The organism is Wocania arenilitoris, from assembly GCF_021728535.1.
GTDB classification, from domain to species: Bacteria; Bacteroidota; Bacteroidia; order Flavobacteriales; family Flavobacteriaceae; genus Wocania_A; species Wocania_A arenilitoris.
On sequence record NZ_JAKKDU010000006.1, the window covers coordinates 47,903 to 71,386 of the forward strand.

The 23,484-nt window shown below is 32.0% G+C and carries 11 protein-coding genes; 5 read left to right on the forward strand and 6 right to left on the reverse strand.

Going from position 1 to position 23,484, the window contains the following annotated elements; translation table 11 throughout:
* Window positions 1–26: 26 nt before the first annotated feature.
* Entirely contained in the window at window positions 27–764 is a 738-nt protein-coding gene (deoC, locus tag L3X37_RS06255) for a deoxyribose-phosphate aldolase (protein WP_237239314.1), read from the reverse strand.
* 381 nt (window positions 765–1,145) lie between these two features.
* Window positions 1,146–3,752, reverse strand: coding sequence for an ATP-dependent chaperone ClpB (gene clpB, locus L3X37_RS06260; protein WP_237239315.1), 2,607 nt, complete (start codon window positions 3,750–3,752; stop codon window positions 1,146–1,148).
* A gap of 292 nt (window positions 3,753–4,044) precedes the next feature.
* Between clpB and ytxJ the strand changes: the two genes are divergently transcribed.
* Window positions 4,045–4,443: a bacillithiol system redox-active protein YtxJ gene (gene ytxJ / locus L3X37_RS06265; RefSeq protein WP_237239316.1), complete on the forward strand. Its 399-nt coding sequence runs from the start codon at window positions 4,045–4,047 to the stop codon at window positions 4,441–4,443.
* A 234-nt stretch (window positions 4,444–4,677) separates the two neighbouring features.
* Here ytxJ and L3X37_RS06270 read toward each other — a convergent pair whose 3' ends face one another.
* Both L3X37_RS06270 and fahA read right to left on the reverse strand, forming a co-directional pair.
* A complete protein-coding gene (locus L3X37_RS06270) occupies window positions 4,678–5,853 on the reverse strand; it encodes a hypothetical protein (protein WP_237239317.1) in 1,176 nt (391 codons plus the stop codon).
* Between the two features lie 133 nt (window positions 5,854–5,986).
* Window positions 5,987–7,261, reverse strand: a complete 1,275-nt coding sequence (gene fahA / locus L3X37_RS06275) for a fumarylacetoacetase (RefSeq protein ID WP_237239318.1) — start codon at window positions 7,259–7,261, stop codon at window positions 5,987–5,989.
* Window positions 7,262–7,465: 204 nt separating this feature from the next.
* Between fahA and glyA the strand changes: the two genes are divergently transcribed.
* On the forward strand, window positions 7,466–8,737 hold the full coding sequence (gene glyA, locus L3X37_RS06280; RefSeq protein ID WP_237239319.1) for a serine hydroxymethyltransferase: 1,272 nt from the start codon (window positions 7,466–7,468) through the stop codon (window positions 8,735–8,737).
* Window positions 8,738–8,837: 100 nt separating this feature from the next.
* Here the strand turns inward: glyA and L3X37_RS06285 are convergent, their stop codons facing one another.
* Window positions 8,838–10,403 (reverse strand): hypothetical protein, encoded by a 1,566-nt coding sequence (locus L3X37_RS06285; protein WP_237239320.1) that lies wholly within the window; start codon window positions 10,401–10,403, stop codon window positions 8,838–8,840.
* A 266-nt stretch (window positions 10,404–10,669) separates the two neighbouring features.
* Entirely contained in the window at window positions 10,670–14,782 is a 4,113-nt protein-coding gene (locus L3X37_RS06290) for a hybrid sensor histidine kinase/response regulator transcription factor (protein ID WP_237239321.1), read from the reverse strand.
* 186 nt (window positions 14,783–14,968) lie between these two features.
* Between L3X37_RS06290 and L3X37_RS06295 the strand changes: the two genes are divergently transcribed.
* From L3X37_RS06295 to L3X37_RS06305, 3 genes are all read left to right on the forward strand, one after another.
* The gene (locus tag L3X37_RS06295) at window positions 14,969–18,040 is read left to right on the forward strand and encodes a SusC/RagA family TonB-linked outer membrane protein (RefSeq protein WP_237239322.1); all 3,072 of its coding nucleotides are present in this window, start codon (window positions 14,969–14,971) and stop codon (window positions 18,038–18,040) included.
* 22 nt (window positions 18,041–18,062) lie between these two features.
* Entirely contained in the window at window positions 18,063–19,775 is a 1,713-nt protein-coding gene (locus L3X37_RS06300) for a RagB/SusD family nutrient uptake outer membrane protein (protein WP_237239323.1), read from the forward strand.
* Window positions 19,776–19,984: 209 nt separating this feature from the next.
* Window positions 19,985–23,329, forward strand: coding sequence for a VCBS repeat-containing protein (locus tag L3X37_RS06305; RefSeq protein ID WP_237239324.1), 3,345 nt, complete (start codon window positions 19,985–19,987; stop codon window positions 23,327–23,329).
* The last annotated feature ends 155 nt before the right edge of the window (window positions 23,330–23,484 follow it).

The window sequence follows — 23,484 nt, forward strand, 5'->3', positions numbered from 1 at the left end:
CTTTTTTTACTTTTAAAACGTTTGTATTAAACAGGCTCAGTAACGTTATCTGATTTTAATATATCTTCTTCTTTAGCCGTTTTAATATATTGTTTAAATATTTTTGAATTTCTTTTAGCTCGCTTGTTATCAAAAAGTTCAACATCGTAATTTATACCAACTCTATCGGCTCCAACTTCTAGGAATTTTGCGGCTGTTTCATAATCTTCAATACCATCAAAAGCTGCTATTTTGATATGGTCTCTAACAGTTTTCTTTATAATTTTTACTGCTGTAAAAGTCGCGCCGTTTTTTGAAAAACCACTAGACGTCTTTATGTAATCTACTTTAGCATCCAAACAAATCTCACAAATTCTAATAACTTCATTTTTGTTTAATTCAGAAATTTCAATAATAGCTTTTAAAGGGGTATTTCCAATTGCTTGTTTTACATCAGAAATGTCTTTTAAAACCGATACATAATTTTTGCTTTTAAGTAGTCCTTGGTTAATTACCATTTCAATTTCATCTGCACCATCGCTTAATGCTTGTTTTGCTTCGTAAACCTTAGATGCTGTTGCTATAGATCCTAAAGGAAAGCCAATAGGAGTACATATTTTAACATTAGTTTTGCTTAATAATTGTTTAGCTATAGTTACATTATAACTATTTATATTAACAGCATAATAATTGTTCTTTTGAGCGGTTAAACATAATTCTATAATATCTCTTTCAGTAGCTGAAGGATGTAATAATGCGTACTCTATATAACTGGCAATTTGCATCGAATAAATAAATTTTAAGATTTAAATGTATATTTTTTTACTATTATTGAGATAAAAGTAAGAATTTAAAGCGGTCTCTTTTAATTTTTTTACAAGGATTTAATTAACAAAATAGTGTTAGTAATGTAAATGGTAGTTTTTTTTTAATTTTTAATTTAATTTAAAACACATAAAAAAGAGTGCATTGTCTTTGTTTTTAAGCTATTGGGCTATGTATTTGTTTTTGTTCATAAAAAGAATTAAACTTAAAGTTTATACATTGTATTTTAACGAAAAAAGAAAAAGCAACAATCATCTCGTTAAAGAATCTTGTTACTTTTCAACCAACCAACTAATAGACTTTTAAAAAATGATTTTGTTATAGGCTATTTTTAATCTTGTTTATAATTCCTCAGTAACTAGGTTGTTTTGATTTCTAAAAACTAATTCATCATCAAACGCATCAAGTAAAATAATACTATCAGTATTTATTTTTCCTGCTAATATCTCTTTGCTTAAGGCATTTAAAACTTCTTTTTGAATAACGCGTTTTACAGGTCTAGCACCATACTCTGGATTGTATCCTTTATTTGCTAAATAATTAATGGCTTCTTGTGTAGCATCAAATGTAATGCCTTGTTGCGCAATCATCTTGGTAACATTTTTTAGTTGAAGTCCAACAATATCTACAATATTTTCTTTGCTTAATGGTGTAAACATAATGGTGTCGTCAATTCTATTTAAAAACTCTGGTCGTACACTTTGCTTTAATAAGCCTAAAACATCAATTTTCGCAGCCTTGACAGCAGAATCTAAGTCTTTTGTTGCTTCAAAACGTTCTTGTATTAAATGACTTCCAATATTAGAGGTCATAATAATGATAGTGTTCTTAAAGTCTGCAACACGCCCTTTGTTGTCTGTTAAATGGCCTTCATCAAGTACTTGTAATAGAATGTTAAACGTATCAGGATGTGCTTTTTCAATTTCATCTAACAATACAACTGAATATGGTTTGCGTCTTACAGCTTCTGTTAGCTGTCCACCTTCGTCGTAACCTACATATCCTGGAGGTGCTCCAACTAATCTGCTAACGGCATGTCTTTCTTGGTATTCGCTCATGTCAATTCGAGTCATAGCATTTTCGTCATCAAACAAATATTCAGCTAAAGCTTTAGCAAGTTCAGTTTTTCCAACACCAGTAGTTCCTAAAAACAAGAAGGTTCCAATAGGTTTTTTAGGATTTTGTAATCCTGCACGACTTCGTCTTACAGCATCACTTACAGCAACAATAGCCTCTTCTTGTCCAACAACGCGTTTGTGAAGTTCATCTTCTAATTTTAACAACTTTTCGCGTTCACTTTGTAGCATTTTGGTAACAGGAATCCCTGTCCATTTTGCAACAACTTCTGCAATATCATCATATGTTACCTCTTCTTTAATTAAAGAGTTTTCAGCTTGTTCTTGCAATTGTTTTTGAAACACTTCAAGTTGCTCTTGAGCTTCTTTTATTTTACCGTAACGTAATTCGGCAACTTTTCCATAATCACCTTCGCGTTCTGCTTTTTCAGCTTCAAGTTTGTAGTTTTCAATATCTTGTTTTGTATTTTGGATATTATCAACCACTTCTTTTTCACTTTTCCACTTAGCATTTATTTCATAACGTTGTTCTTTTAAGTTAGCTAAATCAGATCTAAGTGATTTTAATTTCGTTTCGTCTTTTTCACGCTTAATGGCTTCAATTTCAATCTCTAATTGCATGATTTTTCTATCTAAAACATCTAATTCTTCAGGCTTAGAATTGATTTCCATGCGCAATTTAGAAGCAGATTCATCCATTAAATCAATAGCCTTGTCTGGTAAAAAGCGATTTGTAATGTAGCGCTGTGATAGTTCAACAGCTCCAATAATTGCCTCGTCTTTAATGCGTACTTTATGATGTGTTTCGTACTTTTCTTTAATACCTCTTAAAATTGAAATAGCACTTTCGGTATCAGGCTCATCGACCATAACCTTTTGAAAACGACGCTCTAAAGCTTTGTCTTTCTCAAAATATTTTTGATACTCATCAAGTGTAGTTGCGCCAATAGCACGTAGTTCTCCTCGGGCCAAGGCTGGTTTTAGTATATTAGCGGCATCCATAGCTCCTTGTCCGCCACCAGCACCAACAAGTGTGTGAATTTCGTCAATAAACAACACGATATCTCCTTCGCTAGTTGTAACTTCTTTAATTACAGATTTTAAGCGTTCTTCAAATTCACCTTTATACTTTGCACCAGCAATTAGCGCACCCATATCGAGGGCAAAAATTTGTTTATCCTTTAAGTTTTCTGGAATATCTCCATCAATAATTCTATGAGCTAAACCTTCGGCTATGGCCGTTTTACCAGTACCTGGTTCTCCAACTAGAATAGGATTGTTTTTAGTTCGACGTGATAAAATTTGAAGTATTCTGCGTATTTCTTCATCACGACCAATAACAGGATCTAATTTTCCGTCTTTAGCCAACTGGTTTAAGTTTTTCGCATATTTATTTATCGAATTATAAGTTTCCTCTTGACTTTGTGAGATTACTCTATCTCCCTTTCTTAATTCATCGATAGCAGCTTTTAAACCTTTTTCGGTTACACCTTGGTCCTTTAACATTTGTGCAATTTTACTATTAGATTTAAATACAGCTAAAATAAGATGTTCGATAGAGACAAAATCATCTTTCATTTTTTTAGCTATAATTGATGCTTCGTTTAGTGATTTTCCAGCTTCGCGAGAAAGCATTAATTCGCTTCCTGTAACTTTAGAAAAGCTTTCTAATTGTTTATTTAATGCTTGTTCTAATATTGAAATGTTTACATTTAGTTTTTTTAATATAAATGGTAAAACATTTTCATCAACTTCAAAAATGCCTTTAAAAATATGCTCATTTTCAATTTGTTGATGTCCGAAGCCTTGAGCAATTTGTTGTGCTTGTTGTATGGCTTCTTGAGATTTTATTGTATAATTATTTAAATTCATAACTTTATTTTTATTTTCTTTACGAAGATTAGAACAAGAATCTTACCAATGCTGTTTAGCCGACATAATGTCTTGTTAAGCCTTTGTTTGTGTGACTTTTTGTCGGTTTGTAAGTTTTGAAATTGAGAGCGACTTAAAGCATAAATTATGTAATGAAACATCCATGATTAATATTTAACCACACAACCAAATGATTATTTAGGATGTTACATGTGACCGTTGAATAACAATAAATATAAACACATGAAATTATGTTTCTTTCAAACTGGAAGCAAAAAATAACTATAAAACTATGGGATTATTAAATAAATTATTTGGGACTTCAACAAGCTCAGCCACCAATAAAGAAGAAAAGCTTTTGCCTTGGATTCCGCTTAATGATTTACAACAACTTAACTATATTGAAAAAAAATCTGTTACAAAAACTCAGGTTATTTTTAAGCATTCTACACGTTGTGGTATTAGCAGAATGGTAATGAAGCAGTTTGTTGATACTTATAGTTTTACCGAAAAAGAATTAGATTTATATTATTTGGATTTATTGAATTACAGAGATGTTTCAAACGAAGTTGGATATAAATTTCAAGTTATTCATGAATCCCCTCAGCTTTTAGTTATTAAAAATGGAGTAGTAGTAGCTCATAATTCTCACGGTGCTATAAATGATATTAATCTATCTCAATTTGTCTAAACTTTAACTTTTGCGGTTGCCTTTTTGAATATAGTTTATTTAATATTCATATAGAACGAAATCTAATATAGATTATAAAATGTCAGATATTGAAAAATGTGTCAAATATTGCTATTTTGGAAAGCATTTATAAGTATGAAAGCGCATATGGAAAAATCAAACATTAATCCTTATTAAGAAAAAATAAATTAAATAATTTGCCAAATTAGTAAATAAGGCCTGTAGTTTTTTCTTTTAATTAAATGCGTAGGAATTAATTATATTTTTTAGTTGAAGTTTTAAGTCTTCTCCAGTATCATAAATCATTTGTTCTTCAGTTGGAAAAGGTACTGCTCGACGTTCTAAAAACGGAATTAAGTTAGTATCTAAAGCTCTTCGGTCTCCACGGGCATCGGCGTAAATATGTTCAAAAACAAATTCGCTGGTAACAGGAAAGGCATCAACTAACTGGTTGTTTCGTATATCTACATACTCTACATTTCCAGTAACTTGAGAGGCTTTAAATTGTTTAAATTCATAATACTCACATCGTACAGTTTTCATGTTATCAACTTGTATAGCGTTACCTAAACTGTCTTTAACAACTTTGCCGTTTTCAATTAAATCTATTTTTCCATCAGCAATTTGCTTTTCTTTAATTATTTGGCGTTCTTTAATTTGTTCTGGAGAAATATTAATATCTCTTAAATTAACACGCATTTTAAAATCATATTTTATGTTTTCATCTGTATTTCCATGATACACCGTCCAAAAATTATTTAAACCATAACTACTAAAGTTTAATAAATCATTTTCTAAACGTGCTGGAATAATTTTACCAGAATCATTAACCATATCAACTAAAACATAGTCTGTTCCGCGTTGATGGGCTAATTCCATAAGTTGTCTAACATCTTTATAGTTTGGATTAATGGTTTCAATCTCTCTAAGTAAATTATAAGCAGCTCTAATATCTAATTTGTTATTAGAGTGTGCTAAAGGAGCTGCATTATCGTATAGTTGCAACGAGGCACTATTTTTATAAGTGATAAGCTGATTGCTATAATCGCCAAAATTTAAATTTATTTCTCTACCATTAACATAAAGCGGTAGAAGAGGTTTTATACGCTCTTGACGATTATCTAAGCTAACATAAGCATTAAAAATACGTAAGTATGCTTCTGGGTTATTGTCTTTTTTTAAAAAGTTAATATCATCTAAATCTCTGGCAGAGGCCTTATTAAAAGCTTCTTCAAGAAGTAAGATAATATCTTGTTTTCCTCTTCTGTCTTTATTTATTTTGAGTTTACCAATGGCATCATTAATGGCATGGTCGTAGTTTCCGAAGCTAATTGTTTTTTCCATTTGCCTGCGTGTGCTACATGCAAGCATTAATGTTAATGCAATTATTGAAAGTAATAGTTTTTTCATGAGGCTAAAGTTTTTGGTTTATTTGGGTACCAGTTCAATATTGGTGCCAAAATAGTAAAACAATAGATAAAATACAAATAAACACGATTAAATGCGTATTTATTAATTTTTTAGTAAGATAAATCTTAATTTATTAAATAATAGGAAGTAATTTTGTTGAAACTTCACCAAACCCAATACGTGTCCCATCATTTTCGCAATGGGCTCTCATAATAACGGTGTCGTTATCATTTATAAACTTACGCTCGGTGCCATTTTTCATTTTAATAGGTTTTTCTCCACGCCATGTTAATTCTAACATAGATCCATAAGAATCTGGTGTAGGACCAGAAATGGTTCCACTTCCCATCATATCTCCAGAGTTTACAGGGCAACCATTTACAGTATGATGAGCAAGTTGTTGTACCATATTCCAGTACATGTATTTAAAGTTTGAATTGCTAACCACTGTTTCTTTAGCTCCTTCAGGTTGAATAGCAACTTCTAAATTAATATCGTAGCTCTTTTTTCCTTTATATTTTAAGTAAGGTAATTGAGGTTTTAAAGGTTTTGGGCTATCAACTCTGTAAGGCTCTAAGGCATCAAGAGTGACTATCCATGGTGAAATTGATGATGCAAAATTTTTAGCTAAAAAAGGGCCTAATGGTACGTATTCCCATTTTTGTATATCACGAGCGCTCCAATCATTTAAAAGTACCAATCCAAAAATATATTCTTCAGCTTCATCAATAGGAATTGGTTCACCCAAATCGTTAGCATCAGTAGTAATAAAAGCCATTTCAAGTTCAAAATCCACTAATTTACTTGGTCCAAAAACAGGTTCAGAAGCTCCGCTTGGTAAGGTTTGTCCTTGTGGTCTATGTACTGGAATTCCTGATGGAATTATTGACGAACTTCTGCCATGGTATCCAACAGGTATGTGTAACCAATTTGGTAATAAAGCATTATCAGGATCTCTAAACATGGTACCAACATTCGTTGCGTGCTCAATACTTGAATAAAAATCGGTATAATCACCAATTTGAACAGGCAATTGCATTTCAATTTCATCTAAACGAAACAGAACAATTTCTTTGTGCTTGACATTGTTTTTTAATGATGTATTTTTTGCATCAAAAATTTCTGCAATTCTGTTTCTAACGGCACGCCATGTTTTTCTGCCGTCGGCAATAAAGTCGTTTAAAGTGTCCTGAAGAAAGATATCATCAGTTAAAGGAATGTCATCAAAATAACCTAATTGATGCAAGGCACCAAGGTCTATGGCAGTGTCTCCTATACGCGTTCCTATGGTAATAATATCATCACGAGTTAGAAACACCCCAAAAGGTATATTCTGAATTGGGAAATCTGAGTTTTTATCAACGTGTAACCACGAGGTCCTATCTGGATTGTTTGCTGATAATGGCATAACTATATTTTTTTTTGAATGATTATTAATTTCTTATCAAACCTACACATTTTTTTTATTTATTTAGATATAATTACCTAAAAAATAGGTATAATTTAATCGTTAATAAAATGGTTTAAAACTTATTGGTAAATGATACATTTTTAATGTAATTAACTAATCTATTTGTTATTTTTGCGCATCATTTAAACACAATTAACATTTATGCAACGCGACGAACAAATTTTTGAACTTATTCAAGCCGAAAAAGAACGCCAATTACATGGTATAGAACTTATTGCATCAGAGAATTTTGTTAGCGACCAAGTAATGGAAGCTGCAGGCTCTGTTTTAACCAATAAATATGCTGAAGGTTACCCTGGAAAACGTTATTACGGCGGTTGCGAAGTAGTTGATGAAGTAGAGCAAATAGCTATTGACAGAGCTAAAGCCTTATTTGGTGCCGCTTATGTAAATGTCCAACCGCATTCAGGAAGTCAAGCTAATACTGCAGTTTTTGCAGCTTGTTTAAAACCTGGAGATAAAATTTTAGGATTTGATTTGTCTCATGGCGGTCATTTAACTCATGGTTCGCCAGTAAATTTTTCTGGAAAATTATACAAGCCATCATTTTATGGTGTTGAACAGGAGACAGGTGTTTTAAATTATGATAAAATTCAAGAAGTTGCTACTAAAGAACAGCCTAAGTTAATTATCGCTGGAGCGTCTGCATATTCTCGTGATATAGATTTTAAACGTTTTAGAGTAATTGCCGATAGCGTTGGAGCTATTTTAATGGCAGACATCTCGCATCCAGCTGGATTAATTGCTAAAGGCATTTTAAACGATCCGTTGCCACATTGCCATATAGTTACCACAACAACTCACAAAACACTAAGAGGTCCAAGAGGAGGGATGATTATGATGGGTGAGGATTTTGATAACCCATTTGGAATTACGCTTAAAAACGGAAACTTACGTAAAATGTCTGCTTTATTAGATTCTGCTGTGTTTCCAGGGAATCAAGGTGGACCACTAGAACATATTATTGCTGCTAAAGCCATTGCTTTTGGAGAAGCACTAACTGATGATTTTTTACACTATCAATTACAAGTAAAAGCTAATGCCAACGCTATGGCAAATGCTCTGGTTGCTAAAGATTATAACATTATTTCAAACGGAACTGATAATCATTGTATGTTGATAGACTTGCGTAATAAGAATATATCTGGTAAAGAAGCAGAACAAGCACTTGTAAAAGCTGATATTACTGTAAATAAAAACATGGTGCCTTTTGATGATAAATCACCTTTTGTTACTTCTGGTATTAGAATTGGTACAGCTGCCATTACAACCCGTGGTTTAAAGGAAGACGATATGCTTGTTATAGTTGATTTAATTGATGAAGTAATTAATAATCACGATAATGAAAGTGTTTTAGGTGCTGTTAAGGCAAAAGTGAATAGCATGATGAAAGGTAAACCTTTGTTTGTGTAGCGAAGCGTCATGCTGAACTTGATTTAGCTATAGTTTTTTAGAATAAAGCAAAAATACTTTACCACCCTATAAATCTAGCACTAATTTATAAAAGAAGCAATTAGTTCTCTTCAGGAAATGTAATATGTTGATACGCACCTAAATCTGGTGAAGTTGTTCTGTTTATATTTAAAATATCTGTTGGGACTTGAATTGAAAATGTTGTATTTCCTTTGTTTATAGCAAATGAGTCGTCACCAATAATTAACTGATTTAACGAAGGGTTTTTAAAATTTGGTTCTTCGTTAAAGCTATTATTTTCATAAAGACTAGCATTATCAAAATTGTAATTATCTCCTGTAAAATTATTGTTTCTATCTTCAAATCGAATCAAACAATTGGTAAATTTAAAGTTAAATGCTACTGATGCATCTTCTATTTCATCTAATAAAATTTCAGGATTATCATTTCCATAAATGATACAGTTATTAAAGTTAGCTTCAGTTAAATCTGCAAGAATGGCATTATTATCTTCATCCCTAACAAAATTATTTAGTAACACTGAAGGAAACTGCCTAAAACTGTTATCCCAATAATTTGCAATAGTACAATGTGTAAAATTGTATTTACCGCCTAAAGTTCCTGCAAATGATGATTGTCCAGAATTATTAATAACCACATTTTCTCCAACAATAGATGTGTTTCTTCCTAAAACACCGAAGTTGCTAGAGTTATAAATTTGAGAATTGGTGATTTTAAGTTTTTCTGTAGCATCATTTGGATTACCATCACTTAAAATTCCTACTGTTGCATTTTTAATGGTTGCATAATTTATAGTGTTGTTAATACTTCCATCTAACAACCAAATGGTTCCCCATTGCCCTGGAATATCAGAAAAATTAGGTTCTAAACGGTCACTTTCAAAAATAACTTCGTTTTCTAATAAGTCTTGGTCGTTACTAAAAGCTCCGTTTACGTTTAAAGAGGCTCCATTAGAAACTATTAAGCCAGAATTTGCATGAAAATGTAATCGAGCCCCAGCATTAATAGTAAGTGTTTCACTGTTTGGTACTGTTGCGAACCCATAAATAACATAGGGTTTTTCGTTTGTAAATGTGAGTTCTGATGATAGTAATTCGCGACCTTGTAATTCGGTTTCTACCGATTCGCCACCAATATTAAGCGTTAGTGTTTCAATAACTTTTGTGGTATTATCTCTATTTGGGTAAATAAAAATGGCATCTTGCACAAGGGTTACTAGCTCTACTTTTTGAAAGTTTGTGTTGGAATCGAATTCAATTTGATCAATGTATAAATAGTTACCATTTAGATTTGAGAAATTGTTAATATCAATAGTGGTCTCAACAAAAATGAAGATACTATCCTTTGCTAAAATTGGTATATTTTCGAATGTTTTACCAGAAAGACCGTCAACATTTAGTCGGTACTCTGAAGCTTCACCTAAAGCAAGCTTTATGTTTGGAATAATAATATCGTCGTCACTATTATTATAAACTTTTAAGTTGTAGGTACTAGATCCTATATTGGTAAAAACGGTGTCTAGGTATACAGTATCTTTCGAAAACACAAGGCTTCCTGTACTTGGAGAAAATTCAAAGTTTTTACGGCAAGAGCTCCAAAGTATTAAAAAAATGATAGTAAATACAAAATAAAGACTACGTTTCATAGATAGTTTTGAGTAATATATAACGGTAAAAATAAGTAAATATGCTTAAGGTGTAAAAATATAACATTTGATTTTATGAATTGGTATAGATTGAGGTAAATGGATTATCGCCAACAGGCAAAAAACACATAACAAAGTAAAAATTCCATTGCTACCTATAGCTACTGCATTGATTGAGAAATATAATAAACATATCAAAAAACAACGAAAACTTTTAGTTATTAAACTAAAGAGATAATTTATAAAAGGATAGACTGTACTAAGTTTTAATTACTGCCTTGTTCTCTATATTTAGTTGGTGTTAGACTATACTTTTTTTTAAAACACGTACTAAAGTATTTAGGGTTAGAAAACCCTGTCATATCGCTAATTTCGTTTATTGAATGGTCACTATCTGTAATTAGTTGAGCAGCACGAGTAAGCCTTATTGTCTTTAAAAACTCATTAACATTCTGTCCACTTAAAGCCATTATTTTTCTATATAGCACAGAATGACTCATTCCTATTTCTGAAGCTAGTTTAGAAACAGAAAATTTAGAATCAGACATATGTTCTTCTATTATTCCCATGATTTTTTCTATAAATATTTCATCAACATTATTAATTGTTACATCTTTTGGTCTAAGTAAAGCTTCTTTTCTAAAAGTATCTCTTAATACTTTTCTTGATTCTATTAAGTTATTAACTCTAATATTCAATAGTTCAAGATTAAAAGGTTTAGTAATATAATCGTCTGCACCATATTCTAATCCTTCCATTTGAAATGTATGTGATCCTCTTGCCGTTAAAAGAATAATGGGGATATGTGAGGTCCTGCTATCTGACTTTAGTTTTTTACATAATTCTAGTCCATTCATTTCTGGCATCATTATATCAGAAATAATTATATCAGGTATTATAGCAAGAGCTTTATCACAACCTTCTATGCCGTTTGAAGATATTATAACCTTATAATCTTTTAAAAAACGAACTTTTATAAGATTTCGAATTTCAAAATTGTCCTCTACAATAAGTAATATTGGTTTTTTATCAGGTGTTGACTCTTTCACTTTAGTATCCTCAAAAATAAGTTCTTCCTCAATTACATTCATTGAGGCATCTATGTCTAAAATAGAATCAACAATTTCATTTTCTCTATAAAAGGTTTTGGTTATGGGTATTATAATATTAAAAATGGTAAACTCTTTTAATTCGCTTTTAACTAATATTTCTCCATAATGGATGTCTATTAAATTTTTTGTAATTGCTAATCCGATGCCACTACCATTCGTAGAGTCTTTTCCTTTAGACTTGACTTGAAAAAAATCTTGAAAAATTTTGGATATATTTTCGTTAGAAATTCCATATCCGTTATCTTTAATTTTAATGATAAGTCGTTCATCTTTTTCATCTAAATCTACATTTATATCAATTTTGCTTCTCGCAAACTTGAATGCATTTGATAATATGTTGTACACAATAATCTCTAACTTATTGGTATCTATCCAACCTTTTTCGCAACTATTAGAAACTGTTAATTGAAATTGTATGTTTTTCTCATTAGCATATTGATAAAAAGGGATACATAATTCGTCAAAAAAATCTTTTATAGCTATTTCTGTAACTTTTAATTTTGCTACACTAGATTCCATTTTTCTAAAATCAAGAATTTGAGTAACTAAGTTTAAAAGCCTTTGACCATTTCTATTCATGGTCATAACAAGATTGCTTGTCCTGTTATTCAAATTTCTAATTTTTGTTAGTTCTTCTAACGGAGCAAGAATTAATGTTAAGGATGTTCTTAACTCATGTGAAATTGTTGTAAAGAAGTTTATTTTAGATTGATGTACTTCTTCATCTTTTTCATGTTTGTATTTTTCAAGAAGCAATTGGTTCTTTAGTCGATCTCTGTTTTTAACATTGTCATAAATAAAATAGATTAAAGCTCCTAAAAGGAATGTATAAATTAAGTAAGCAAGTTTTGTTTGCCACCAAACAGGAGTAATATGTATCCTAATTTGTTTTTCAATAAAACTATTTTGTTCTAAACTATTCTCTTCTATTGCTTTTACTCTAAACGTGTATGAGCTTGGTGGGACATTAGAATAATTAGCAAAATGACGTTCTGAGGTGGTGGTAATCCATCTATCATCTAGACCTTCTAATTTATATTCGTATTTAACATTGTGCGGTGATGAGTAACCAGGTGTGGCAAATTCAAAAGTGAAATTATTTAAAAAATAGGGAAGTTTTATATTTTTAGTATACATGATAGAGGAGTCTAAAGGAACATAAGATTCTATAGCTTCATTGACCTCAATATCTTCATTAAATAATCTAAAATTGGTAAGCTTAAGGTTAATCGGCGTAGATTGTGTATTTAATAAATTAGGGTAAAATGCAACAAGTCCTCTCTTGCTTCCAAAAAATAATTTTCCATCTTCAGATTTTGCAATAGCTCCAGATTCAAAATCATTGGTTGGTAAGCCATCATAAGTATTGTAAGTTAAAATCTTTTTATTTTCTGGATTGTATGTTACTATACCTTTATTAGTGCTAAACCAAAAATTATTAGTGTTATCTTGTATGATACCATAAATAGAATTACTCGGTAAGCCTTGTTCTGTACTTAATTTATTAAAATGTTTTTTGTTTGGATTGAATTGATAAGTGCCACCACCTTCTGTAGCAAACCAGATGTTTTTTAAATGGTCTTCAAAAATAGCTTTAATAGGGTACTTAATTTTTGTGTCATTATTTATTCCAAGTTCGGTAAGAGTTAAGAATTTATTTTTTTTGATATCAAAAACTTGATATCCTTTATTCAAAGAACCTATCCATAATTTACCTGTACTATCATAAAGTAAGCATAATAAACTATTAGATATTAATCCATTTTCAATTTTATAATTAGTAAAAGTTTTGGATGTTTTATGGTATCTGTATAAGCCTTCATTATAAGTTGCAATCCATATATTATCATGATTATCTTCTACTAAATCGAAAACTAAATTATTCTTACTGTTTGAAGTATTAGATTCATCAAATTCAGCTTCAATAAATATGTTAGTGTTTTCTTTTTTATAGCCAATAATACTTCTGTTAAACCCACCTATCCAAATATTTTTGTTTTGGTCTTCAATAACATTCATCACAATATTTGAAGGAATAGAAGTGTTGCTTTTTGGATTTTCTTTAAAGTTGGAAAAAGTATTAGTTTTTAAATTAAGTTTATCAAGTCCACCACCACCAGTACCAACCCATAATATACTGTCCGACATAAAAAGTGAAGTCACTACATTGAAGCTTAAACTACTTGTTTCTTTTAAAATGGAAGCTTGATAAAGTTCAAAAGACGAATGTTTCGTTTTGTTTACGGTCCCGTCTCCCATTCCCATCCAAAGAGATTTGTTATCATCTATAAACAAGCAGTAAGATACGTTATTTGTTATGCTGTATTTATTATAGACATCATTTTTATAAACTTGAACTTCATTAGTATTGGTATTTAAAAGATTCAATCCACCATAAGTGGTAATCCATATTTCTCCCGGTAGTCCTTCTTTAATGTCTGTTATTTCATTAGAATTTATAGACGATTCATTATTTTCATTTTTAAAGTGTTTTAAAGTTTTATTAGAGATGTTAAACTTGTAAACCCCATTGTTTTCGGTGCCAATCCATAAATTATTAAACGAATCGAAACAAATACGTTGCCCTGTTCTTGTACTGTGGTAATTTGTATCACTATACTTATAATGATTGAATTTTTTTGTATTGATGTTAAAACAATCAAGAATACCTGCATTGGATGTAATCCAAATATTCTCATTCTTTATTGCAATAGAAAAAATATTATCATCGCTTATGGTGTTTGCGTTATGGATATCTTGGTTATATTTTTTATAGGTTTTAGTATTTGTATTTAAAGCATAAAGACCATCTCCAAAAGTACCAAACCAAATTGTATGGTATTGGTCTTCTGCTATACTAGTGATATGATTTGTAGTGTATGCAGAATTGTTTTTTGTGTTTTTATAATTAGAAAACGATTCATTAAACGGATTATACTTATTCAAGCCTCCTTGCATGGTGCCTACCCATAAAAAACCATTGAGATCTTCAAATAAGCACGTAATATTATTATTGCTTAAAGAATTAATATCATTTTCATTAGAGGTAAATGCCTTAAACTTATAGCCATCATATCTATAAAGCCCATGGGTGCCACCAAACCACATAAACCCGTTTTTGTCTTTTAAAATACAATTAACAGAAGCTAAGCCATCTTCAATAACAAACTCTTCAAATAGTAATTTGTCATTCTGAGAGAATAATGCAATAGGGAGTAATAGTATAAAAATTCGCAAATTATTTAATATGGTTAGTTTATTAATCATTTAATATAAATACTTTTAGAATGAATAAGTATATAAATGTAAGGATATTATTAATTATTAAGACCTCTGTTTTATTAGGAGATTTGAAATAGAACGATAATGAAACCAATAAGATTAAATATTAAACCCAACATTACAGCTTTACAGATAATTTTACACCTAAACTAATCTCATAAATTTATGTATATGAAAAAAAAATATTTTAATGTAAACATTGTAATTGCCTTTCTGTTTTTTGCGACGAGCGTAATGGCGCAAAAACAAATTTCAGGAAATGTGAATTCTGCTGATGGTCAGCCATTACCAGGTGTTTCAATATTGGTAAAAGGAACAACAAATGGCACTTCAACAGATTTTGATGGGAATTATGCTATATCAAATGTAGCAGACAATGCTACGTTGGTATTCTCTTATCTAGGGTTTAAGACTAAAGAAGTGTTAGTTGGTAGTCAATCAACCATTAATGTGTCTTTAGAAGAGGATATAGCAACCTTAGATGACGTTATTGTAGTTGGATATGGTACAAAAAAGAAGTTGGAAGTGGCCGGTGCAGTTGCTCAAATCTCTGGAGAGCTCACCAAAAGGAGTCCAGAGGTCAATTTCACCACCTCGCTAGCTGGACGCTTACCAGGTTTGGCAGTTACACAAACTGGAGCGCAACCAGGTCGTGAAAATATTGATATTAGCATTAGAGGTACTAGAACTTTTGACTCCGATACAAGTGATGGTATTGATCCAACACAACCATTAATAGTTGTAGATGGTGTTATTGGTGCAGACGGATTAGGCGGTTTAAATTCAGATGACATTGAGAGTGTGTCAATTCTAAAGGATGCATCAGCTTCGGTGTATGGGTCTAGGGCAGCCAATGGGGTTATTTTAATTACTACCAAGCGAGGAAAAACGGGTAAACCGGTTTTTAATTATACCATAAATACTGGCATATTATCACCAACTCGTTTTCCAGAAAGAGCAAGTGCTTTAGAGTTTGCTACCATGTCTAGGGCTATCTTGGATAGAGATCCTAGTGCTAATGTTATATCTTTTACGGATCAGGAAATTGCAGAATTTGGCGCTCTTGGTTTTAGAAGTACTGATTGGTACAGGGAGATATTTGATAGAACCTCTGTACAAACCAGACATAATATTTCTTTTAGAGGAGGAACTGAATCTGTAAGTTATTTCACATCATTAAGTGCAGCCCAAAGAGAAGGGATTGTTGTACAAGATAACGTTACAGATGTAGGTCAGTATAACTTCAGATCTAACATAGATGTAAATGCTTCTGATAGAATAAAGGTCTCTTTGAATCTGGCGGGTAGATATGGTAAAAATCAGTTCTTTGGCGCTTCGCCGGGAGATGTGTCTAATGCCGCCGCAAAAGGATTGCCTTTTGAAACCTCAACAACAGCAGATGGTAGGCCTTTACGTTTAAGACTAACAAACTTAAATTTAAACCCATTAGCCATAGTAAGACGAGAAAGTGGGTATCAAAGAGAGCGCAACAGCTTGTTTAATGCTAAATTAGGCCTTACCTATAAAATACCTGGAATAGAAGGATTAAGTGCAGAAGTTTGGGGAGCAGCACGTTTTCGTCAAGATTATCGAAAACAATTTGATAGATCTTTTTTACAATATGATATAGACGGCAATGGAAATATAGTAGAAGATATTGTAAATAGGGATGTAAAGGTGACAGAAGATTATGAAAGGGACTTAGAGCTAACGGGGCATATAAACTTAAGGTATGCAAACGTTTTTGGAAAGCATTCTGTAGGTGCATTTGCCGCTATAGAGCAAAGTGAACAAGAATTTAATAGTTCAGGGCTTTCTAGAAGAGATTTCTTGGCAAGTACCATAGATCAGCTTTTTGCTGGTGGAACGCAAAACCAAACAACAGGAGGTTTTGCTTTTGAGAGTTCAAGATTGAGTTATATTGGAACTTTATCATATGACTTTAATAAGAAGTATTTTTTAGATTTTGGTTTTAGATATGAAGGAAGTTTTAACTTCGATGAAGGGAGGAATTTTGGGTTCTTCCCATCAATACAAGGTGCTTGGAGACTTTCTGAAGAAAATTTCTTAAAGGATAATAGTACTATTAGTAATTTAAAATTGAAAGGAACCTGGGGTAAAGTAGGTAATGATTTAATTCCACAGTTTCAATATTTAAATAGGTTTGGAAATGATGGGTCTTTCCCAATAGGAACGGGTACGTTAACAAACTTGCCAATTGTGGGGCAAATAGGTACCATAGCCAATCCGTTTGTTACATGGGAGACGGCAGATCAAATTAACATAGGATTGGAGTTAGGTCTTTTTAGTAATAAATTGACGTTAGAGTTAGATTATTTCACTGAAAAAAGAGAAGATATTTTAGCGCCTAGAAGAGTAAGTATCCCATTATATACTGGGGTTACACCATCTCAAAGACCAAATGAGAATATAGGGAAAGTAGAAAGTAAGAGTTTTGAGGCTATTATAGGTTATAGAACGCAAATAGGAAAAGTGAATTTCTCAGCAGAAGGTAATATAGCTTATGCTCAGAATGAGTTGGTTTTTAAAGATGCTGTTGAACCAGCTGAGCCATATCAAAATTTAGAAGGGCGACCAATAGGAAGTAGGTTGGTATACAATGCCATTGGTATTTATGGAGACCAGACAGATTTAGATAACAACCCAGGGTTGGCAGGCGCTGGAATAGGAGACTTAATTTATGCCGATACCAATGAGGATGGTGTAATAGATGCAAACGATAGAATAGCTTGGGAGCCAGATCCAAGCATTCAGTTTGGTTTAAATTTAGGATTTGATTACAGTAACTTTGAATTAAGTATGTTGTTCCAAGGAGTAGCCAATGCAACTGCAACACAGAGCGCTATTTTTGGGGAAGGAGATTTTGCTTATATACTAAGAAACGCTTATACACCTGCAAACCCTAACGCATCATTGCCTAGACTTGGAGCTACAGAATCTGCAAGAAATGGTTATTTAGGAGGAGATAATGCCACTAATTTCTGGATAAGAGATGCCTCTTTTGTTAGACTTAGAAACATTCAGTTAGCTTATAATGTACCTCAAGATATTACATCAAAAGTAGGACTGTCTGCAGTGCGTTTATATGTAAGTGGTAGCAACTTGATAACATTTGATAAGTTTAAGAAAGATGGGTTAGGAGACCCAGAACAAGGTATTGGGGTATTAAGTAGTATCCCACTTCAAAAGATCGTTAATTTCGGAGCTAACATTACTTTTTAATTAATATTATAATATATAAACAATGATAAAAAACATTATTAATCATATAGAAAGGGTTGGGGTTAAAACAATGCTAATAGGTATATTGGTGTTAACTTCAGTCATTATATCTTCTTGTAGTGAAGATGTATTAAACAAACAACCTTTAGCAGATATATCAGATGAAGACATATTTAACGATGATGCATTGTTAGATGCTTACGTTTTAGGTAATTACAGAGCTTTTAGGTTTTTTCAATTCGGGGCTTTCTTTACAGAAGCAGGGTCTGATAATGCCATGTATGTAGGTGATGGTGGTGGCCTTCAGTTATATGGGAGAAATGAGCATACTGCTGATAATTCTGAAGATTTTACTCAAAATGCTTGGAGAGAGAATTATGCAAATATCAGAGAAACAAATATTTATTTTGATAGAATAGTAAGTACAGCGGCTTCTCCAGATTTAGTTACAAGACTAACAGCAGAAATGCGTTTTATTAGAGCATGGTGTTATTTTGATTTAATCAGTTTTTATGGGGATGTCCCTTTAATAACAGATTTGGTTGATTTTGGGTCAGAGTTTGACCGTACAAGAACACCTTATGATGAGGTGTCAGCATTCATTGTAAGTGAATTAGATGCCGCAATTCCTAATTTACCCACTGAAGCATTTGACGGGAACACCGGACGGGCTACCCGAGGAGCTGCTATGGCATTAAAATCAAGAGTGTTGTTATATGCGGCCAGTGCCTTGCATAACCCAAGTAATGATAGGGAAAAGTGGCAAGCAGCAAGTGATGCGGCAGAAGCAGCTATGAATTTATCTGAATATAGTATTGATCCAGATTATTCTAATATTTATAATGAAACACGTTCACAAGAGGTAATGTTTGCGAGAGGTTATACTAACGAGAATAAATCTGCTGATGCTAGTTTGCCTGGAGTTTGGACATGGAATTTCGTAATAGACCGTTATTATTTACCAGTAAATTATTTTGTTTCTGACCCTCGATTTACAATGGCCATACAAGGTTTAGTTGATGCCTATGAGACCCAAGATGGTAGTCCAGTAGATCCCCAAGACCCCTGGACCAATAGAGATCCGCGTTTAGATATGACTATTATACATCACAATAGTGTTATAAACAAAGAAGGATCTCCAATTACTATTGAGTATCATTATGACCAAGCAGATCCAACTAACGCAGCTTTAGCGGGGTTAGGGTCCAATCTTAATGGAGGCACGCCTACACATTATAATATTTTAAAGCAAACCGATACATCTAAGCCATTAGCTCTTGAAAACCCTGATCATCACGCACCATGGGTGTATTTCAGAAAAGCAGAAATGTATTTGAATTATGCAGAGGCGCAGATAGAGTTAGGTAATGATGCCAATGCACGTACGGCTATAAATAGGGTTAGAAGTAGAGCAAACGTAGGCATGCCAGATGTTACAGAGTCAGGAGATGCTTTAAAACAACGTTACAGAAACGAGCGTAGAGTAGAGTTTGCTTTTGAGAATTTAAGATGGTATGATATTACCCGTTGGAGAATTGGGGATCAAGTTATTAAGCCTGCCATAGGTCTTACCGTTTTAAGAGATAACACAATAACTCCTGCTACGGAAACGTATGAGTACGATCGCGTAGTTGATGCGTTAAGAACTTGGGACGATAGAAAATATTATCTCCCAATACCAAGATCAGAATTAGAAGCCAGTCCATCACTATTGCCTCAAAATCCTGGGTATTAATAAATAATATAAATATGAAAAATAAGAAAGCAATGATTGTAAAATTATACGGTCATTGCTTTTTTTTATTTAAATAAGTTAGTAGTGCAGCTTCTAATTTTATTATCAAATAAAAAACAGCTATATTTTTGGTCTAGATAAAAAAGTGTAAACGTTATCGGATAATTTTAAATTGGAAATGATATAGCATAAATCTTTAAATTTTTAAAATGAAATTTAGTTATTACATCATCTTATTAATCATGTGCTTATCATGTGTGAAGAAAAAGGAAACCACCTTAAAGGTCGGTGAAGTATTTGTAGATATAAATAGTAAAGCATCAGGTATAGATTTCTCTAATATATTAACGGAAAATGATTCCATTAATTATTTTAATTACGGTTATATGTATATGGGTGGAGGTGTTGCCATTGGAGATGTAAATAATGATGGATTACAAGATGTTTATTTTACAGGTAATATGGTTGAGAATAAACTGTATTTAAATAAAGGAGATTTAAGTTTTGAAGACATTACAGAAAGTGCAAATGTTGCAGCAGATGATAGATGGGTAACTGGCGTAACCATGGCTGATGTAAATGCTGATGGTTGGTTGGATATGTATGTAAGTGTTTCTGGTATATGGACTACCACAAAAAATTTATTATATATTAATAAAGGACTTGATGAAAATGGTATTCCAATTTTTATAGAAGCAGCAGAATCTTACGGTATTGCCGATTCTGGTAATAGTGTACAAGGCACCTTTTTTGATTATGATAATGATGGCGATTTAGACTTGTACGTGATTAACTATCCGCCCACAGATTTTAGAACTACGGTTCCAGAGTACAACAGGCTAATGCATGGTGTAACAGAGGTACAATCAAACACCCTATATAGAAATAATGGAGATAATACATTTACCAATGTAACAGAGGCCTCTGGATTGTTAAGTTTTGGTTTATCGTTATCAGCAGCAATAGGAGATTATAACTCAGATGGTTGGCAAGATATATACGTATCTAATGATTTTGCATCACCAGATAATTTTTATTTCAATAATGGCGATGGCACTTTTACAGATCAAATTAAAAAAACTATCAATCAAACCGCATTTTTTGGAATGGGGTCTGATGTAGCAGACTTTAATAATGATGGGTTATTGGACTTTTTTCAATTGGATATGACCCCCGAAGATAATCGCCGATCGAAAGCCAATATGCAGAGCATGAATGTGCAAATGTTTAACCAAATGGATCATTATGGATTTCATACCCAATTTATGCATAATACTTTACAATTAAACGTGGGCAATGACGAAAATGAGCTTCCACTTTTTAGCAATGTCCCTAGGTTGGGAGGCGTTGCCTTAACAGATTGGAGTTGGGCTGCTCTATTTGCCGATTTTGATAATGATGGATGGAAAGATCTTTTTGTTACCAATGGGACCAGAAGAGAGATAAATAATAAAGACTATTTTAAAAAAATAGGAAAACAATATAGTAAAAAGAAAAAAGAAGGTAATATATTACCTCTTGTAGAAGCCATTCCTTCCGAAAAAATAGAAAATTATGCTTTTAAAAATAATGGCGATCTTACCTTTTCAAAAATCGGTAAAAAATGGGGTGTAAACCATAAAGGATTTTCTAACGGAGCTGCTTATGCCGATTTGGATAATGATGGCGATTTAGATTTAGTTGTGAATAATTTAGATGAAGTTAGCAAAGTTTATAAAAACACAACCACAGAAAATAATTCCAATAATTATCTTAAGATAAATTTAAAGGGAACAGAAAAAAACCCTTTAGGTATAGGAACAAAAGTCTTTATATATAGTAAAGGAAAAGTACAATTACAACAAGTAATGAATACTAGAGGTTTTCAATCGGCAGTGCCTTCTATTTTAAACTTTGGATTAGGAAAAGCAACAACCATTGATAGTCTTAAAGTAATATGGCCAGATGGCAGGCAACAAAATCTTGTTTCGTTGGGAATAAACAAACAAATAGATTTAAACTATTCTAATAGTAATGCAAAATTACAACAACCAAGCTTAAATAAGAATACTATGTTTAAGGATGTAACAAAAAAAACAGGCATATCCTATAAACATAAAGAGAATAAGTTTGATGATTATTTCTATCAGGTATTGCTGCCAAATAAAATGTCTCAATTTGGACCAGCTTTAGCAGTAGGAGATGTTAATAATGATGGCTTAGAAGATTTTTATATTGGAGGTGCCTCAAGATATTTTGGTAATATTTATTTTCAAAACTTAGATGAAACGTTTACTAAACAAGAGGTAGACTTAAGTTGGAAAGATGATGATATAAAAGAAGATGTCAATGCCATTTTTTTTGATGCTAATAATGATGGATATCAAGATTTGTATGTAGTCAGTGGCGGAAATGAATTTCATAAAAATTCTAAACCATATCAAGACAGATTATATATCAACGACAAAAAAGGGAATCTTATAAAAAACAATACTGCTTTGCCTAAGATGTATATTAGTGGATCAAAAGTGGTTCCAGCTGATTTTGATAATGACGGTGATTTAGATTTGTTTGTTGGTGGGAGGCATACACCAAGAAACTACCCTTTACCGACTAACAGTTTTATTTTAAGAAATGATAGCTCAGAATCTGAAATCATTTTCACTGATATAACTAAAGAAGTAGCAACAGATTTGCAAGATATAGGTATGGTTACAGATGCCACATGGACAGACTTTAACGGAGATAATATTTTAGACTTAGTTGTTGTTGGAGAATGGATGCCCATTACTTTTTTTGCAAATGAAAATGGTAAATTTATTAACAAAACAAATGTATTCGGGTTTGAAAAATCTACAGGTTGGTGGAATACCATCATAGCAAAAGATTTTGATAACGATGGAGATATAGATTTTGTAGCAGGTAATTTAGGGTTAAATTACAAATATCGAGCATCAGAAAAAGAAACATTTGATGTTTATGCCGATGATTTTGATAATAATAAAAGTACAGATATTGTTTTAGGTTACTATTATGATGGCGAACAATACCCAGTTAGAGGACGTCAATGCTCTTCACAGCAAATACCAGCTATTGAAATAAAATTTAAAGATTATAATTCCTTTGCAAAAGCAGATATTGAAGATGTATATTCTACACAAAGTTTAAAAGATGCTTTACATTATAAGGCATATACTTTTGCTAGTAGTTATATAGAAAATTTAGGAAATGGAAATTTTAAAACTAAAGCATTACCTAATGAAGCTCAAGTTTCTTCCATAAATAGTATTCTATCCAAAGATGTTAATGATGATGGTCATATAGATTTAATTGTTTCTGGGAATTTATACACATCTGAGGTGGAAACTCCAAGAAATGATGCTTCTTATGGCTTATATCTTCAAGGTAATGGTTTAGGTGAGTTTAAACCTATGCCAGCAACTAAAAGCGGACTATATGTAAAAGGAGACGTGAAAAATTCTGCATGGATTAAATTAAGTAATGGCATGGATGCAATTCTTTTTGCTAAAAATAATGATAGTCTTCAATTAGAAAAAGTTTCTAAAATTCATTAATAGCAATATAGACTAATATACAAACCTGTTAGACTAATAATTATACTCTAAAACATTACGCTGTTACTACTTTCGTAAAGTAATTGTTTTCAGGTGAAAAATCCAGAAATGGATATAGTTCATCAGTTTTAGTTTTAGTTAAATGAGTTGTTTTA

Excerpts from the sequence above, each read along its gene's own strand:
- deoC (WP_237239314.1), bottom strand. The coding sequence starts at position 764 with ATGCAAATTGCCAGTTATATAGAGTACGCATTATTACATCCTTCAGCT.
- clpB (WP_237239315.1), bottom strand. The coding sequence starts at position 3,752 with ATGAATTTAAATAATTATACAATAAAATCTCAAGAAGCCATACAACAA.
- ytxJ (WP_237239316.1), top strand. The coding sequence starts at position 4,045 with ATGGGATTATTAAATAAATTATTTGGGACTTCAACAAGCTCAGCCACC.
- L3X37_RS06270 (WP_237239317.1), bottom strand. The coding sequence starts at position 5,853 with ATGAAAAAACTATTACTTTCAATAATTGCATTAACATTAATGCTTGCA.
- fahA (WP_237239318.1), bottom strand. The coding sequence starts at position 7,261 with ATGCCATTATCAGCAAACAATCCAGATAGGACCTCGTGGTTACACGTT.
- glyA (WP_237239319.1), top strand. The coding sequence starts at position 7,466 with ATGCAACGCGACGAACAAATTTTTGAACTTATTCAAGCCGAAAAAGAA.
- L3X37_RS06285 (WP_237239320.1), bottom strand. The coding sequence starts at position 10,403 with ATGAAACGTAGTCTTTATTTTGTATTTACTATCATTTTTTTAATACTT.
- L3X37_RS06290 (WP_237239321.1), bottom strand. The coding sequence starts at position 14,782 with ATGATTAATAAACTAACCATATTAAATAATTTGCGAATTTTTATACTA.
- L3X37_RS06295 (WP_237239322.1), top strand. The coding sequence starts at position 14,969 with ATGAAAAAAAAATATTTTAATGTAAACATTGTAATTGCCTTTCTGTTT.
- L3X37_RS06300 (WP_237239323.1), top strand. The coding sequence starts at position 18,063 with ATGATAAAAAACATTATTAATCATATAGAAAGGGTTGGGGTTAAAACA.
- L3X37_RS06305 (WP_237239324.1), top strand. The coding sequence starts at position 19,985 with ATGAAATTTAGTTATTACATCATCTTATTAATCATGTGCTTATCATGT.